This is a genomic window from Sphaerospermopsis sp. LEGE 00249 (assembly GCF_014299995.1).
Classification (GTDB): domain Bacteria; phylum Cyanobacteriota; class Cyanobacteriia; order Cyanobacteriales; family Nostocaceae; genus Sphaerospermopsis; species Sphaerospermopsis kisseleviana.
Genome location: NZ_JACJUZ010000055.1, coordinates 1 through 16,814 on the forward strand (window position 1 = coordinate 1; position 16,814 = coordinate 16,814).

Genomic DNA, 16,814 nt, shown 5'->3' on the forward strand with positions numbered 1-16,814 from the left:
CCCCTGCCCCCTGCTCCCTGCCTCCTGCCTCCTGCCTCCTGGATATCCTGCGAGAACAACTGAAGATAAGGCATAATGGTTAAAACATAGTTCAAATACAAATTCAAATTCTCGAAAAATCAGCCATAAGGGCTGTAAACCTCTGTCCCACTTATTGTTAAATATTTTTGTATGCTTGTATCGCAGTCGGGAAATTATCCAATCAGTAGCTTGAGTCCCATCAGTATTAGCTGTAACTACAACAGCCCAAACAACATTGTACCGATGGTGGTAGAACAGTCCGGTATGGGAGAAAGGGCTTTTGACATCTACTCCCGTCTATTGCGAGAGCGGATTATTTTTTTAGGAACGCCAATAGATGACACTGTAGCTAATTCTATAGTTGCTCAATTGCTATTCCTAGACGCTGAAGACCCAGAAAAAGATATTCAACTTTACATAAATTCACCAGGGGGATCTGTTTACGCAGGAATGGCAATTTATGATACAATTCAACAAATACGTCCTGATGTTGTTACCATTTGTTTTGGTCTAGCTGCCAGCATGGGGGCGTTTTTGTTAACTGCGGGAACAGCAGGGAAGCGTATGTCTTTACCTGACTCCCGGATTATGATTCACCAACCCCTTGGTGGCGCTCAAGGACAAGCAATTGATATTGAAATTCAAGCGCGGGAAATTCTTTACATTAAGGGCAAGTTGAATCAATTAATGTCCACGCACACTGGTCAACCTTTAGAAAGGATCGAAGCTGATACAGAACGCGACTTTTTTATGTCAGCAGAAGAGGCAAAAGACTACGGTTTAATCGATCAGGTTATTTCTAGACAAAATCTCCCCACAGCAGGGGCAAACGTCACCATTCTGAAATAAGAGGCTTGGTATGTCTAAATACGACTCCCATTTAAAATGTTCATTTTGTGGCAAGTCTCAGGAGCAGGTGCGTAAATTAATCGCGGGTCCGGGAGTCTACATCTGCGATGAATGCGTTGACTTGTGTAATGAAATCCTAGATGAAGAACTGCTGGATACCAGTAATGCTGCTTCCCAACCAGCATCACGTTCAGAACAACCTCAAAAACGCCGTACCAGTTCTGCCAATCTCTCTTTTAACCAAATCCCCAAACCGAGAGAAATTAAAAAATATTTAGATGAACACGTAATTGGACAAGATGAAGCAAAAAAAGTCTTGTCGGTTGCAGTTTACAATCACTACAAGCGTTTAGCTATTGCTCAGTCTAAAGGTAATGGTAAAGGTGGCGCTGATGATGCTGTAGAACTACAAAAGTCCAATATTTTATTAATGGGTCCGACTGGTTGCGGTAAAACCCTGTTAGCGCAAACTCTGGCCAAAATCCTCGATGTACCCTTTGCTGTGGCAGATGCTACAACTCTCACCGAAGCAGGGTATGTAGGGGAAGATGTGGAAAATATCTTATTGCGACTTTTGCAAGTGGCAGATTTGGATGTGGAGGAAGCACAACGGGGAATTATCTACATTGATGAAATTGATAAAATTGCCCGCAAGAGTGAAAACACATCCATTACTAGAGATGTTTCCGGGGAAGGGGTACAGCAAGCTTTACTGAAAATGTTAGAGGGTACAATTGCTAATGTACCACCCCAGGGCGGACGCAAGCATCCCTATCAAGATTGTATTCAGATTGACACTAGCAACATCCTGTTTATCTGTGGTGGGGCTTTTGTTGGTTTAGAAAAAGTCGTAGATCAGAGAGTGGGCAAAAAGTCAATTGGCTTTGTGCAGTCTGGAGAAGGGATATCTAAAGAAAAACGGGTTGCGGACACACTGCGTCATTTAGAACCAGATGATTTGGTGAAATTTGGCATGATTCCCGAATTTATCGGGCGGATGCCAATGGTGGCTGTGGTTGATCCTCTGGATGAAGAAGCACTGATGGCAATTTTGACTCAACCCCGGAGTGCTTTAGTGAAGCAGTATCAAAAACTGCTGAAGATGGATAACGTCCAGTTAGATTTTAAACCAGATGCTTTGAAGGCGATCGCCCAAGAAGCCTACCGTCGCAAAACTGGGGCGCGGGCGTTGCGGGGTATTGTGGAAGAATTGATGTTAGATGTGATGTATGAGTTGCCATCCCGTAAAGATGTAACTCGCTGCACAGTAACGCGGGAAATGGTAGAGAAACGTTCTACTGCGGAACTGTTGGTACATCCTTCTTCATTACCAAAACCAGAGTCAGCATAATTGGTGATTGGTAATTGGTGATTGGTAATTGGTGATTGGTGATTGGTGATTGGTGATTGGTAATTGGTAATTGGTAATTGGTGATTGGTAATTGGTAATTGGTGATTGGTAATTGGTAATTGGTGATTGGTAATTGGTAATTGGGAAAAATACAAATAATTTCCCCCTACTCCCTGCTCCCTGCTCCCCTGCTTCTTCCCCAGTCACCAGTCACCAGTCCCCAGTCACCTGTCACCTGTCACCTATTCCTTAAAAATTATGTCTTATATCAAAGTTCGCGGGGTTGAGCATTATTACGAGTGGATCAAGAAACCATCAGATGTGGTAAAACCAGTGATGGTTTTTTTGCATGGTTGGGCTGGTTCGTGTAGATATTGGCGCAGTACGGCTGAGGCTTTAGCAGATAAGTTTGATTGTTTATTATATGATATGCGCGGTTTTGGGCGTTCCCGTGCTGAAACCCAAGATAGCAGTAAATTGAGTTATGAATTAACAGAATATGCGGAAGATTTAGCAGTATTATTAAATGAGTTAAATCTGGAGCGTGTTTATATTAATGCCCATTCTATGAGTGCTTCAATTGCGACTTTATTTTTTAATCGTTATCCCCAAAAAGTTATCAAGGGAATTTTAACTTGTAGTGGGATTTTTGAATATGATGAAAAAGCCTTTGCAGCTTTCTATAAATTTGGTGGTTTAGTAGTTAAATTCCGTCCTCAATGGTTAGGGAAAATACCTTTAGCGGATAGGATATTTATGGCGAGATTTTTGCATCGTCCGATTCCTAAAGCTGAAAGACAAGCTTTTTTACAAGATTTTATTGACGCTGATTATGATTCCGCTTTAGGGACAATTTTTACCTCTGTGAGTAAAGAACAAGCGGAAACAATGCCTTTAGAATTTGCTAAATTAACAGTACCAACTTTGTTAATAGCCGGAGAATATGATTTAATTATTCCTGCTGATTTAGGTAGAAAAGCGGCTGTTTTGAGTGATAAGGTGCAGCTAGAAATTATTGCTAATACCGCACATTTTCCGATGTTGGAAGATCCAGAAACTTATTTACAGAAGGTGCGGGATTTTTTGGGTAATGGGTAATTGGTAATGGGTAATGGGTAAGCTGTTGTGCATTTAATTTGTATAAGTGGAACAGGCATCTTGCCTGTTAAACAAGAGTTCAGAATATTAGGATTATACAATTTAGCTGTGTAACAGCTTAATTGGTGAAATAAATTAGAGGTGAGGTTATGAGTGTAGTTAGTAATTTAGAGTATTTACAACAACTCTATGAAATTGATGATTATGAATGGTTATTGACTAACATTGAATTATTAAAACAACGCAGATTTAATGATGTGGATCTAGAGAATTTGATTGAGGAGTTGGAGTCATTGGCTAAGCGAGATAAACACCAGGTGAAAAATCTGTTAGAACAAATTATGAGACATCTGTTACTATTAAATTTTTGGAAAGCTGAATATGAAAGAAATAAAAATCATTGGCGTGCGGAAATTAGAAGTTTTAGGACACAATTAAAAGATAGATTAACTACTAATTTATCTAATTATTTAAGTTCTATTTTTGCTGAGATTTATCATGATGCTTTGGGTTATGTGCAGGAAAAAACAGGTTTTACTGTGAGTTTTCCTTCAGAATGTCCTTACACTTTAGAACAGTTTTTAGATGTGGATTTTTTGGGTAATGGGTAATTGGTAATTGGTGAAATAAATCAGAGGTGAGGTTATGAGTGTAATTAGTAATTTAGAGTATTTACAACAACTCTATGAAATTGATGATTATGAATGGTTGTTAACTAATATTGAATTATTAAAACAAGGTAGATTTAATGATGTGGACTTAAATAATTTAATTGAGGAGTTGGCAGATTTGGGTAATGAAAAGAAAAATGCGGTCAAGAGTTTATTAGAACAAGTTATTAGACATCTTTTATTACTGCAATATTGGACAGAAGAAATAGAAAATAATGGTCATCATTGGCAATCAGAAATTTTAAGTTTTCGTTATCAACTGGAGGATAGATTAACTACTAATTTACGTAATTTCCTAGCTGATGAACTTGATCATATTTATCAGAGAGCGTTAAAATATGTGCAGGTAAAAACTAAGTTTCAAGTAGATTTTCCTCCAGAATGTCCTTATACTTTAGAACAGTTGTTAGATGTGGATTTTTTGGGTAATGGGTAATGGGTAATGGGTAATGGGTAATGGGTAATGGGTAATGGGTAATTGGTAATTGGTAATTGGTGAAATAAATTAGAGGTGATGTTATGAGTGTAATTAGTAATTTGGAATATTTACAACAAATCTATAAAATTGATGATTATGAATGGTTGTTAACTAATATTGAATTATTGAAACAAGGTAAATTTAATGATGTGGATTTAGAGAATTTAATTGAGGAGTTGGCAGATTTGGGTAATGAAAAGAAAAATGCGGTTGCTAGTCTGTTAGAACAAATTATTAGACATTTATTATTATATCAGTATTGGACGGAAGAAACTGAAAGAAATGGTCATCATTGGCAAGCGGAAATTGTCAGTTTTAGAAACCAATTAAAACGACGTTTAACGGGTAATTTACGCAATTATTTATCTGAGGAAATGTTAGATATTTATGCTGATGCTTTAAAATTTGTGGAGGTGAAAACTAAGTTTCAAGTAGATTTTCCTCCAGAATGTCCTTATACTTTAGAACAGTTGTTAGATGTGGATTTTTTGGGGTGATTCTTTAAACACAGATAAACGCAGATAAACGCAGATAAACGCAGATAAACGCAGATGGTTTAAAGTAATAGTTTGAATATGTTAATAAAATGTTCATAAAACTTAAATAATCAGTACATAATCTTTGTTACTGGTATATGCTACAATTGTTACGACAGGTTAGATACCTGTATTTTCTGTATATATACCTGGTAACAATATTATGAAGTTCAACCGCAATCAAGTTAAAAAATATCTGCAATTATCTGATTTTACATCTTTATTTATTGAAGAGTTAGGCTGGGATTATGCTGATATTTCCCCTATTTATTTAGCTGTAGATGAGGAAAATTCTACTTTAGAATATACTTTAGAAGCTGTTGCCCAAAAACGTGGTTTAATAGTTTATCATTGTGTTGCTGAAAATGGGATTTTACCTAATGCTAAAACTAGAAAAAATATAGATACCCAAGTTACTAGTTATAGTCAAGAACATTTAATTATTTATACTGATAAAAATCAATCTAAACAAGTTTGGCAATGGGTAAAAAGAGAATCTGCTACTAAAACTAAAGCTAAAGAAACTACTTTTAATGTTACTCAATCAGGAGAATTATTAACTCAAAAATTAGAGGCGTTATTTATTGATTTTGCTGAAGAAGAAAATTTAACTTTAACTGATGTCACTCAACGCACTCAAACCGCTTTTGATATTGAAAAAGTTACAAAAGACTTTTTTAATAAGTTCCAAGAAAGACATTTGCAATTTGTTACTTTTATCAAAGGTATCGAAAATACAAAAGATGCTAATTGGTATGCGTCGGTAATTTTAAACCGCTTGATGTTTATTTATTTCCTTCAGAAAAAAGGTTTTTTGGATGATGGTAATACTAATTATTTACAAGATAAGTTAAAGGTTAGTCAAAGTCAAGGACAGGATTTATATTATCAAGAGTTTTTACAAACTTTGTTTTTTGATGGTTTTGGGAAAGCGGAAAAGTTTAGAAACCCAGATACACCGTCTGTAATTGGTAAGATTAAATATATTAATGGTGGTTTGTTTTTACCTCATATTATTGAAGAAAAATATAATGTTACTTCGACTTCGCTCAGTAACCGTATTCAAATTAGTGATACTGCTTTTGAGGAGATTTTTAAACTGTTTTCCGGTTATACTTGGCATTTAGATGATACACCAAGTGGTAAGGATGATGAAATTAATCCTGATGTTCTGGGGTATATTTTTGAGAAGTATATTAACCAGAAGGAGTTCGGTGCTTATTATACGAAACCGGAAATTACTAATTATCTTTGTGAACGTACTATTAATAAATTTATTGCAGAGAAAATTGGTAATAATAACATATTACACTCGTTCCCACGCTCTGCGTGGGAATGCAAGTCAAGAGGTTCTACCTCGAAAATAGAGGAGGTAGAACCTCCAACAGAACATTCCCAGTCTGGAGACTGGGAACGAGAAGAACGAGAAAAAGAACATTCCCAGTCTGGAGACTGGGAACGAGAAAATAATCAATTATGTCAACAATTATTAGATGATGTTTTACCAAACTTATCAATTTTAGATCCCGCTTGTGGTAGTGGTGCGTTTTTGGTTGCTGCTTTACAACATTTGATTAAGATTTATACCGCCATTTTTGATTTTATTGAAGTTTCTGGAAATGAGGAAAATAAAGCGAGATTAACGAAGATTAAAAAAGATCATCCTTCTTTGGATTATTATATCAAAAAACGGGTAATTACTGACAATCTCTATGGTGTGGATATCATGGAGGAAGCGGTGGAAATTGCTAAACTACGCTTGTTTTTAAGTTTGGTTGCTGCTGCGAAAACTGTTGATGATTTAGAACCTTTACCTAATGTTGATTTTAACATTATGTCTGGTAATTCGTTAATTGGTTTAATTCGCGTTGATGGAAGTCGTTTTGATACGGTGGGAAGTTCTAAACAAGGTAATATTTTACAACAATTAAATTCTCAAAATTATCAAGCGATTTTAAAAGAGAAAAACGAAAGTATTAGGAAGTACAAAGAACACGCTTTTATTGTTGCAGATGTGGAAGGTACGGAACAGGAAGATAGGTTAGAATTTTTAAGGGAAAATATTAATCGTGTCAATCGGGAATCTTTGGTGAAGTTAAATCAATTGTTGTTAGATGAATTTAGCAATTTAAAGATTAAATATGAGGAGGTGCAGTTAAAGGGTAAACCTGTGAAACGACTTTTGAATATTGCGGATATGGAAGGGTTAAAACCTTTTCATTGGGGTTATCATTTTGATCAGATTATTGCTAAGGGTGGTTTTGATATTATTTTAGGTAATCCTCCTTGGGAGATTTTTAAACCTCAAGCTAAGGAATTTTTCGCAGAATATAGCGATATTGTGAGTAAGAATAAGATGGATATTAAGACTTTTGAAAAACAACAAAAGCAGTTGTTAGAAAATCCTGAAATTGCTACTGCTTGGTTAGAGTATCAAAGTCAATATCCTCATGTGAGTTTATATTATCGAAGTGCGGAACAATATGTTAATCAGATTTCTGTGGTGAATGGGAAAAAACAGGGAACTGATATTAATTTATATAAGTTGTTTGTGGAACAATGTGTTAATTTACTTTCTCAAAATGGTGAATGTGGTTTGGTTATTCCTAGCGGTATTTATACTGATTTGGGTACTAAGCAGTTACGAGAAATGTTATTTTCGCAAACTAATATTACTGGTTTATTCTGTTTTGAAAATAGAAAAGCTATTTTTGAGGGGGTTGATAGTCGGTTTAAGTTTATAGTTTTGACTTTTGAAAATGGTAAGCAAACTTTATCTTTCCCTGCTAAATTTATGCGTCATGATGTGGGAGAGTTGAACAGTTTTCCTGGTGATGATTGTATTAATATGTCTGTGGATTTAATTAAACGGTTATCTCCTGATTCTATTTCAATCATGGAGTTTAAAACTGATTTAGATATTTTCATAGCTGAAAAAATGAGTCGCTTTCCTTTGTTGGGTGAGGAAATTCAGGATAAATGGAATTTAAAATTAACTCGTGAATTTGATATGACTAATGATAGTCATTTGTTTAAAACTGAACCAGGAAAGGGAAGATTACCTTTATATGAAGGGAAAATGATTCATCAATTTAATCATAAATTTGCTGAACCTCGCTACTGGGTTGATGAGGAGGAAGCAAGAAAAGCGGTTTTAGGTAAAAATGGTATTGATAAAGGGCAAATTTTAGATTATCAATGTTATAGATTGGGGTTTAGGGATATTGCAAGAAATACAGATATTAGAACAATAATTGCAACTATAGATACTTGTTCATTTCATGGAAATAAATTACCAAATATCAAAATATTTGATGATTTTGGAAATAAAATTATAGATTATAAAAGTCAACTTTTAGTATGTTCATTTTTCAATAGTTTTGTATTAGATTGGTTACTCAGAACAAAGGTTTCAAGTACACTTAACTTTTTCTACATTTATCAACTTCCCGTACCCAGATTAACAGAAAAAGACGAATATTTTAATGAAATAGTAGAACGTGCGGCCAAACTAATATGTACCACAGCAGAATATGATGAATTAGCGAAAGAAGTAGGGTTAGGAAGTCATAAAAACGGAATTACAGAGGAGAGAGAAAGGGGGAAAATTCGCGCAGAATTAGATGGAATAATTGCCCATTTATATGGATTAACAGAAAGCGAATTTAGTCATATATTGAGTACATTTCCCATTGTTGCGGAAGAAGTGAAAAATGCTGCTTTAAATGCTTATCGGGAGATGGTTAAATAACGTAAACGTAGGGGTTTAGCATTGCTAAACCCGTACAATTCATAATAAAAACGGATTAACATTAAAACTAAGATCATGCTTGAAACAGTTCTATAACTGACTTAATTTCATCCATTGTTATATCTGTTTGTTCCAGTTTAGAATAAATTAACAGTAAAAGGACATTTGTAGGTGATTGAATCTGATAAATAATTCGATAACCACTACTTTTCCCTTTTTGAATATCACTGTTGCGAACTCTTACCTTCAAAACTGTATACCCTGTTCCTGCAATTTGATCACCTAAAAAATTACCACTTTGTAATTCTTCAATTATTGGTTGAATATCAGTACGAATATGACGATATTTTTTGATAAGCTGCGTATTTTCTGTTTAAAATTATCAGTAAACTGAACTATTACTAATGGGGTATCACTCAACATCAATACCTTCCCAAAGTTCAGAAATTGGATGTACTTTACCTGCTTTAGCTTCTTGTAATGAGATTTTCAAACCTTCTAAAACAGATTCTTTTGATTCATCATCTTCATCTAATTCATCTTCAATAAACAAAACAATTAATTTAACTCGGCTTGGTTTATTAACTATTAAAGGAGTTTCTAAAGAGATGTTACCATTTTGGTCAACTTTTGCCATGATTTCTTGGGCAATCATATTTACTCACCTGTAATTACTACACACATTTAATTACTACAAACATTTTACCATATTATAGTAAAATAGTAACTACACTTTGATCAAGATCCCCGATGTCTTGAATAAATATTGTGAATAAATGATAAATTAATTAGGACTTACGCAAGATGTGACTGAAAACCTTATTCTTGCGTAGGGGTAATTCATGTAGCTTGCTTCCCAAAGGGTATTACCCCTACTTTTGTTTTCTTTTGCGTAATTCCTGTTAATGATAGAAGTCGGGGATCTGAAAATATGTTATAATCTTCAAATTAGCAACAGGAGTAAAAACCATGACTATTAAAGAATTAATTCAAGCCGAAATTGACAATATACCAGAAGATCAACTTGATGAGTTTTATCAATTAATTAAAGAATTTAGAGATAAAAATAAAAACAAAAAAAAGGGGATATTATCTAAGTTAAAAGAGATAAAAATTCAAGCACCTGAAGATTTTTCTGTAAAGTACAAACTAATCAAAATATCCCTAACTTCCGTTTTAATCTTGTAAATAAATGATAAATTAATCATAGAAGTCGGGGATATAAATTAGTATTATATTATATAACACTACATAATATAACATGATATTACATGATATTAAAAGTTAATTCCTTGCGATCGCAAAATTTCCTCTAAATATTCTACCCTTTTTCGTTCTTGATCTGCACGTTGTTTTTCTTGATCAGCACGTTGTTTTTCAAGTGCTACTTTTTCATCTCCTATTAATAGAATTTGTCCTTGTTCATCACACCATCTTAACCATTGATAGCTTTTTCCTTCAAATTCTCCTTCCCAAATAGTTAACCCTAAACCTATTTCTTCTAACCAATTTGTAGATATTAATTGATAATTAACACCTTTTAATTGATAGATGTAAAGATTTGGTTTTCCTAAATAATGGAAGGGATCAAAAACCACATAATAACCTACTCTCGCTTGAGAATAATCTTTTAATTTAGTTCCTAATTCATTTCCCACTTTATTAGAAACTATTTCCACAACTATTTCTGGAGATTTACCAAAATTCCAAGTAAAATAAGATTGATCTTTTTTCTCTGACCAATCTTCTGGTAAAGTAACTCCTAGACTTAACATGATATCAGGAACAAGAGGAAGTTTATTAGCTGCATAAAATAACCCTACATTAGCAGTAGCTAAAAATGGTTCACTAACATTAAAAGAACTATAAAGAGAGGAAACTAATAAACGTTGTTGTTTTTCAGAAATTAAATTATCCACTGGTTCACTATTATCAATAGTCACATTTGTTAAATCGGGAATAGCAGGTTTTTCAAAATCATCAGGACTAGGTTTACGACTGCTAATTTCTGGTGTAATCTGTGGAGTTAAAGATTGAGTCATTATAGAAATACTCCTGGGAGTAAGGGAGATCATATTTTATATACCATTTACCAAGTTAGTCGAGGTACAGAGTTTTTTATCTTAGGGAATTGGGAATTGGGAAAAGTAAATAAATTAAGGTGTACCTCATGAGACTGGGAAACGCTATATTGATTATGATATCATAATTATATCATAAATTATATCATAAATTATATCATAAATTATATCATAAACATGAATCTAAAGATCCCCGACTTCTTAACTCAATCTTGTCAATAAATGGTAAAATGGTAAATTAATCATAGTAAGTAGGTTGGGTTGAACAAAGTGAAACCCAACTTAAACAAAGTTTTGGTTTCGTTCAAGTTTTTAATTGTTGGGTTTCGTTCCTCAACCCAACCTACAACCAATTTTATAATAAATAAAAACCTATGCCAAGAATTTTTGATAACATCAATGAACAATTATTAACCACCCTCAAACAAAGTCTCAAAACCGCCCCCAAAGCAGATTTCTGTGTAGGTTATTTCAACCTGCGGGGATGGAAATTAATACAGGAAGAAATAGAACAATTTACCGGAGGTGAAAATAATTGTTGTCGCTTATTAATTGGAATGCAAAAATTACCCAAAGATGAACTTAACCAAATGTTAGGTTTAGGAATATCTCGCAAACCCATATCCCAAAGTGACACAACTAACCTGAGAAAACGCCTAGTACAAGAATTTAGTCAACAATTAACTTTAGGTAAACCCAGCAATGATGATGAATGGGGTTTAAAAAGACTAAAAACCCAATTACAAACTAAAAAAGTAGTAGTTAAATTATATCTCCGTCATCCCCTCCACGCTAAACTTTATTTAATTCCCCAAAATCATCATAATTTACCCGCTATTGGTTTTTTAGGAAGTAGTAATTTAACCTTTTCTGGTTTATCTTACCAAGGAGAATTAAACGTTGACATATTAGATCATGATGCAACTAATAAATTACAAACTTGGTTTAATGAACGTTGGGAAGATCGATTTTGTTTAGATATTTCTGATGAATTAATCAAAATTATAGATGAAAGTTGGGCAACAGAAAAACTAATTTCTCCCTATTATGTTTATCTCAAAATGGCTTATCATCTCTCCCAAGAAGCGCGAGATGGTTTAAGTCAATATGCTATACCTTATGATTTTCAATTATTCCCTTTTCAAGCAGCAGCAGTAAAAGTTGCTGCCCATTATGTTAACCGTCGTGGTGGTGTAATGATTGGGGATGTGGTAGGATTAGGAAAAACCTTAGTAGGAACAGCAATTACTAAAATTATAGAGGATGAACTGGGTATTAGTACCGTTATTATTTGTCCGAAAAATCTTGTTTCTATGTGGGAAAAATATAAAGATGAATATGGTTTAGCTGCTAGGGTAGTTCCTATTAGTCAAGTTACCAAAATATTACCGACAATTACCGCCCGTTTTCGGTTAGTATTAATAGATGAAAGTCATAATTTAAGAAATAGAGATGGACAACGTTATGCAGCGATTAAAGAATATATTGAACAAAGCGGAAGTCGTTGTATTTTATTAACTGCAACCCCTTATAATAAAAGTAATTTAGATTTATCTGCACAGTTACGGTTATTTATTCCTGAATCTAAAGATTTAGGTATTAAACCAGAAAATTTAATCAGAGAATTGGGAAATGAAACTGAATTTAAACGTAAATATCCGCAAACGGAAGTGAGAACTTTAACAGCATTTGAAAAAAGCGAATATGCAGAAGATTGGCAATTATTAATGAATCGTTATATGCTCAGAAGAACACGCAGTTTCATTAAAAATAATTATGCCGAAACTGATGCAATAGATGGCAGAAAATATTTACAATTTCCTGATGGTTCTCGTTCTTATTTTCCTACCCGCATTCCTAAAACTGCCACTTTTACTATTAATAATGATGATGACTATGGGAAATTATACTCTAGTGAAGTGGTAGAAATTATCAATTCTCTATCTTTACCCCGTTACGGTTTAGGAAATTACACTTTAGATAAATATAAACAACCTCCCACAGCAACGGAACAACAAATTTTAAATGGTTTATCCCGTGGGGGAAGACGGTTAATGGGTTTTTGTCGCACGAATTTATTTAAAAGATTAGAAAGTAGCGGTAATGCTTTTTTAGAATCTTTAGAACGTCATATTTTAAGAAATTATGTTTATATTCATGCGTTAGAAAATAAATTAGATATTCCCATTGGTACACAGGATGCGGAATTTTTAGAGACTGCAAATAATGATGAAGATGCGGATAATATTAATTCTACCAATTTAGATTTTGAAATAGCTGATGATGACAATGATGATCAGCATGATGAAGAAAATGATGAGGTAAATTTTGCTAGTTTAAGCAGTAAAGAAGCAGAATATAAACGTCAAGCAAAGGTTATTTATGCACTTTATCAAAGCAAATATGAAAAACGTTTTAAATGGTTAAATTATCGGTTGTTTAAGTCTGAGTTGAAAAAACATCTTCTGGAAGATGCTAGAGCATTGTTGAAGTTATTAAATAACTGTTTAAATAACTGTTTAAATAACTGTGGAGAATGGAATTATCAACAAGATCAAAAATTTCAAACTTTGCAAAAGTTACTCACAGAAATTCATCCTGATGAGAAAATATTGATTTTTACTCAGTTTGCAGATACAGCGCGTTATTTACAGGAATGTCTAGGAAAAGCGCATATTTCCCAAACTGCTTTAGTTACGGGTAAGGTAAATGATCCCACATCTTTAGTATATCGTTTTAGTCCCCAAAGTAATCAACAGAATATCACCCCTGAACAACAAATTAGAATTTTAATTGCTACGGATGTTTTAAGTGAAGGTCAAAATTTACAAGATTGTCGGATTATTATTAATTATGATTTACCTTGGGCAATTATTCGCTTAATTCAAAGAGCAGGAAGGGTTGATAGAATAGGCCAAAAAGCATCAGAAATTCTCTGTTATTCTTTTTTACCTGCGGAGGGTGTGGAAAAATTAATTAATTTAAGAGGTAGACTAACAGAAAGATTACAACAAAATGCTAGTGTAGTGGGTACAGATGAGGCATTTTTTGAAGATGGTTTTTCCTATCAAGAAATACTGGATCTTTATCATGAGAAATCGGGTATTTTAGATGAAGTAGATGATGGAGAAGTTGATTTAACTTCGGAAGCTTTTCAAATTTGGAAAAATGCCATAGATGCTGATCCAAGTTTAGAGAAAATCATTAAAAATCTGCCCAATGTGATTTATTCTACCCGTTACCATGAAGGTACAAATTTAGATCCTCAAGGGGTGTTAATGTATCTGCGAACTGCTGAAGGTACGGATGCTTTAGCGTGGATAAATAAGGAAGGAAAAAGCGTTACTCAATCGCAAATGAGAATTTTAAGAATGGCAAGATGTAACCGGGATACACCCCCAGAAAAAAAGCATCCCCAACACCATGAAATTGTCGCTCAAGGGGCTGATTTACTATTAGAACAGCAAAAAACATCTGGAGGACAATTAGGAAGCTCTAAAAGTGCCAGATATCGAACTTATTACCGGTTAGATAATTATATTAAAAAAACGGAAGCAAAAACCCCTATATTTACATCAGGAGAAGATTGGCAGACTTTAAAAAAAGCGGTAGAAGAAATATATCATTATCCGTTAAAAGAAACAACGGTAATTAAATTAAATCGGCAGTTAAAAAGCGGTATTAATGATGAACAATTAGCGACAATGATTATATCTTTAAGAGATAATAATTCTTTGTGTATTATCCATCCTGAAGATGGACAACAGGAAGCGCAAATTATTTGTTCTTTGGGGTTATTTGGTGATTAGTTATTGGGCGGAAAATTTTAGATTTTAGATTTTAGATTTTAGATTTTAGATTTTAGTAGGACTTACGTAAGATGTGACTGAAAACCTTATTCTTGCGTAGGGGTAATTCATGAATTACCCCTACTTTCGTTCTCTTTTGCGTAAGTCCTGTTTAGATTGGGGTTGATAAAAACAATCCAAAATCCAAAATCCAAAATCCAAAATAAAAAACTCCTGCCCCATCACATTAAACCTAGTTCTCTTTGCAATAAATTAATTGATTGAGAACCAATGTAGTTTTCACAACGAATTAGTTTAGGTGGACGAATTAGATCATCTGAGACTGTTTGCATTGCTGCTTGTGTTGTTAGGTAACTGACTGGATCTGTACAAAATATGATTTCACAACGTTTAACAATGGCGTTTACTTTATAAGCATCCTTGGGTTGAGCAGTCATAACTAATAGTTCATCCCCCCGTAAACCGTGCAGGATGACTTCTGTAGCTCTGAGAATACCAGGACTGAGGCTAACTGTACCAATACAGCTTGATTTGGGAAGGCTTTTAACTACATTGAGTTCTTTACTATAGTCATGGATATCTAGGGGAATAACGCGGACTGCTTGGGGTCCAGCGATCGCTTCTACTTCTCCGATAAAATAACGACTGGTGACTAATGTGGCTGATGTAGTTTGTTCTAAGACTGCGGCTAATTCTTCTGTTGTTACCAACTGGACGGGAATTTCTAGGGATTCTTCTAATTCATCTACCATTAATTCCCCAGCACCAAGATCCTGTAATGGTACTACTACCAAAACTCTGGCACTACAACGCAAACGCCAGTCAACTTCCGCTAAAAATAGCTCCCGTGCTTGATTAAGGGAACAACCTTGATTAAGTAATTCATCCAGTGTTTTTTGGACTGTTTTGTATGCTTCGGGGTATTGTTTCAGAATGGGAGATTGTAACCTACCACCACCCTCATGGCCTTGAGCGCGGACATAAATTCCTGAACCTGCTAGACTTTCGACAAATCCTTCGTCTTCCAATTGGCGGTAAACTTTACTAATAGTGTTACGATGTAATCCAGTTTGTATGGCTAACGCCCTGGTGCTGGGTAATTTATAACTGGGTGGATATTGACCAGAGGCGATCGCAAAGCGAATTTGATTAAATAGTTGACTGGATGCGGGGATTTCGCTGTCTGGCTGAATTCGGAATTGAATCATTAACAATTCTCCTGATGATTGGTAGCTGCACTTAACTGTTTGTGTGTACTACCTGTTAAATATATGATTTATTTTGAATTTATCGGATCAGATAATTTTGATGAAAATTATTATGACAGAGCAAACAATAGACTCTACAAAAGTTAAACTTTCTCAAAATGATTGTCAAATTGATGCTTATTTAGCAAAACCAACATCACCTGGTATTTACGCCGGAATTGTAGTTTTACAGGAGATTTTTGGAATTAATGAGCATATTCGGGAGGTGACAGAACGGATTGCTCAACTGGGGTATGTGGCGATCGCACCTGCTCTTTTTCAACGTCAAGCACCGGGTTTTGAAACGGGTTATACTCCTGAAGACATAGAAATCGGTAGAAAATACGCCTGGGAACAAACCACAGCTTCACAACTGTTGAGCGATATTCAAGCCGCTATTAATTATCTCAAAACTCAGCCCAATGTCAAAAAAGAGGGTTTTGGTTGTATTGGCTTTTGTTTTGGTGGTCATGTCGCCTACCTAGCTGCTACCCTCCCTGATATTCAAGCTACTGCTTCATTTTACGGTGCTGGGATCACCACCCGCACCCCTGGAGGCGGTAACCCTACTATTACCCGCACTCCAGAAATTTCCGGGACTATTTACGCCTTTTTTGGGATGGATGATGCCAGTATACCCAAAGAACAGGTAAACGAAATTGAAGCAGCGTTACAAAAACACAACATTTCTCATGGCGTGTTTCGCTACGATGGATCTGATCATGGATTTTTCTGCGATCACCGTGGTAGTTATAATCCTATAGCTGCGGCTGATGCTTGGCAACAAGTTCAACAACTTTTTGCTAACACTTTAGGGTGACTGGTGACTGGGGACTGGTGACTGGGGACTGGTGACTGGGGACTGGGGACTGGTGACTGGTGACTGGTGACTAAAAGAACTTTACCAATTACCAATTACCAA

At 34.8% G+C, this 16,814-nt stretch carries 15 protein-coding genes; 10 read left to right on the top strand and 5 right to left on the bottom strand.

The window, feature by feature from the left end; genetic code table 11:
• Positions 1-171: 171 nt before the first annotated feature.
• Both clpP and clpX read left to right on the top strand, forming a co-directional pair.
• The gene (gene clpP / locus H5968_RS17595) at positions 172-870 is read left to right on the top strand and encodes an ATP-dependent Clp endopeptidase proteolytic subunit ClpP (protein ID WP_096570081.1); all 699 of its coding nucleotides are present in this window, start codon (positions 172-174) and stop codon (positions 868-870) included.
• 10 nt (positions 871-880) lie between these two features.
• A complete protein-coding gene (gene clpX / locus H5968_RS17600; protein ID WP_096570079.1) occupies positions 881-2,221 on the top strand; it encodes an ATP-dependent protease ATP-binding subunit ClpX in 1,341 nt (446 codons plus the stop codon).
• On the opposite strand, the gene H5968_RS17605 is transcribed toward clpX, so the two are convergent.
• Entirely contained in the window at positions 2,213-2,428 is a 216-nt protein-coding gene (locus tag H5968_RS17605) for a hypothetical protein (protein ID WP_187040994.1), read from the bottom strand. The two genes, clpX and H5968_RS17605, sit on opposite strands and share 9 nt — an antisense overlap.
• Positions 2,429-2,479: 51 nt before the next feature.
• Between H5968_RS17605 and H5968_RS17610 the strand changes: the two genes are divergently transcribed.
• The 5 genes from H5968_RS17610 to H5968_RS17630 all read left to right on the top strand — a co-directional run bounded on the left by H5968_RS17610 (position 2,480) and on the right by H5968_RS17630 (position 8,755).
• On the top strand, positions 2,480-3,319 hold the full coding sequence (locus tag H5968_RS17610; RefSeq protein WP_187040995.1) for an alpha/beta fold hydrolase: 840 nt from the start codon (positions 2,480-2,482) through the stop codon (positions 3,317-3,319).
• 149 nt (positions 3,320-3,468) lie between these two features.
• Positions 3,469-3,930: a DUF29 domain-containing protein gene (locus tag H5968_RS17615; protein ID WP_187040996.1), complete on the top strand. Its 462-nt coding sequence runs from the start codon at positions 3,469-3,471 to the stop codon at positions 3,928-3,930.
• 34 nt (positions 3,931-3,964) lie between these two features.
• On the top strand, positions 3,965-4,426 hold the full coding sequence (locus H5968_RS17620) for a DUF29 domain-containing protein (protein ID WP_187040997.1): 462 nt from the start codon (positions 3,965-3,967) through the stop codon (positions 4,424-4,426).
• 83 nt (positions 4,427-4,509) lie between these two features.
• The gene (locus H5968_RS17625) at positions 4,510-4,965 is read left to right on the top strand and encodes a DUF29 domain-containing protein (RefSeq protein ID WP_187040998.1); all 456 of its coding nucleotides are present in this window, start codon (positions 4,510-4,512) and stop codon (positions 4,963-4,965) included.
• Positions 4,966-5,167: 202 nt separating this feature from the next.
• Positions 5,168-8,755 carry a DNA methyltransferase gene (locus tag H5968_RS17630; RefSeq protein WP_187040999.1) on the top strand — a complete coding sequence of 1,196 codons (3,588 nt, stop codon included), beginning with the start codon at positions 5,168-5,170 and terminating at the stop codon, positions 8,753-8,755.
• 412 nt (positions 8,756-9,167) lie between these two features.
• Here H5968_RS17630 and H5968_RS17635 read toward each other — a convergent pair whose 3' ends face one another.
• Entirely contained in the window at positions 9,168-9,410 is a 243-nt protein-coding gene (locus H5968_RS17635) for a hypothetical protein (RefSeq protein ID WP_187041000.1), read from the bottom strand.
• 314 nt (positions 9,411-9,724) lie between these two features.
• Between H5968_RS17635 and H5968_RS17640 the strand changes: the two genes are divergently transcribed.
• A complete protein-coding gene (locus H5968_RS17640; protein ID WP_187041001.1) occupies positions 9,725-9,943 on the top strand; it encodes a hypothetical protein in 219 nt (72 codons plus the stop codon).
• Positions 9,944-10,032: 89 nt separating this feature from the next.
• Here the strand turns inward: H5968_RS17640 and H5968_RS17645 are convergent, their stop codons facing one another.
• On the bottom strand, positions 10,033-10,797 hold the full coding sequence (locus H5968_RS17645; protein ID WP_187041002.1) for a Uma2 family endonuclease: 765 nt from the start codon (positions 10,795-10,797) through the stop codon (positions 10,033-10,035).
• Between the two features lie 413 nt (positions 10,798-11,210).
• Between H5968_RS17645 and H5968_RS17650 the strand changes: the two genes are divergently transcribed.
• The gene (locus H5968_RS17650) at positions 11,211-14,645 is read left to right on the top strand and encodes a helicase-related protein (protein ID WP_187041003.1); all 3,435 of its coding nucleotides are present in this window, start codon (positions 11,211-11,213) and stop codon (positions 14,643-14,645) included.
• 221 nt (positions 14,646-14,866) lie between these two features.
• Here the strand turns inward: H5968_RS17650 and H5968_RS17655 are convergent, their stop codons facing one another.
• Positions 14,867-15,853 carry a GntR family transcriptional regulator gene (locus tag H5968_RS17655; protein WP_187041004.1) on the bottom strand — a complete coding sequence of 329 codons (987 nt, stop codon included), beginning with the start codon at positions 15,851-15,853 and terminating at the stop codon, positions 14,867-14,869.
• Positions 15,854-15,965: 112 nt separating this feature from the next.
• Here H5968_RS17655 and H5968_RS17660 point away from each other — a divergent pair, with 112 nt between their 5' ends.
• Positions 15,966-16,712 (top strand): dienelactone hydrolase family protein, encoded by a 747-nt coding sequence (locus H5968_RS17660; protein WP_187041005.1) that lies wholly within the window; start codon positions 15,966-15,968, stop codon positions 16,710-16,712.
• Here H5968_RS17660 and H5968_RS25810 read toward each other — a convergent pair.
• Positions 16,682-16,807 carry a hypothetical protein gene (locus H5968_RS25810; protein ID WP_255427173.1) on the bottom strand — a complete coding sequence of 42 codons (126 nt, stop codon included), beginning with the start codon at positions 16,805-16,807 and terminating at the stop codon, positions 16,682-16,684. The two genes, H5968_RS17660 and H5968_RS25810, sit on opposite strands and share 31 nt — an antisense overlap.
• Positions 16,808-16,814 lie beyond the last annotated feature (7 nt).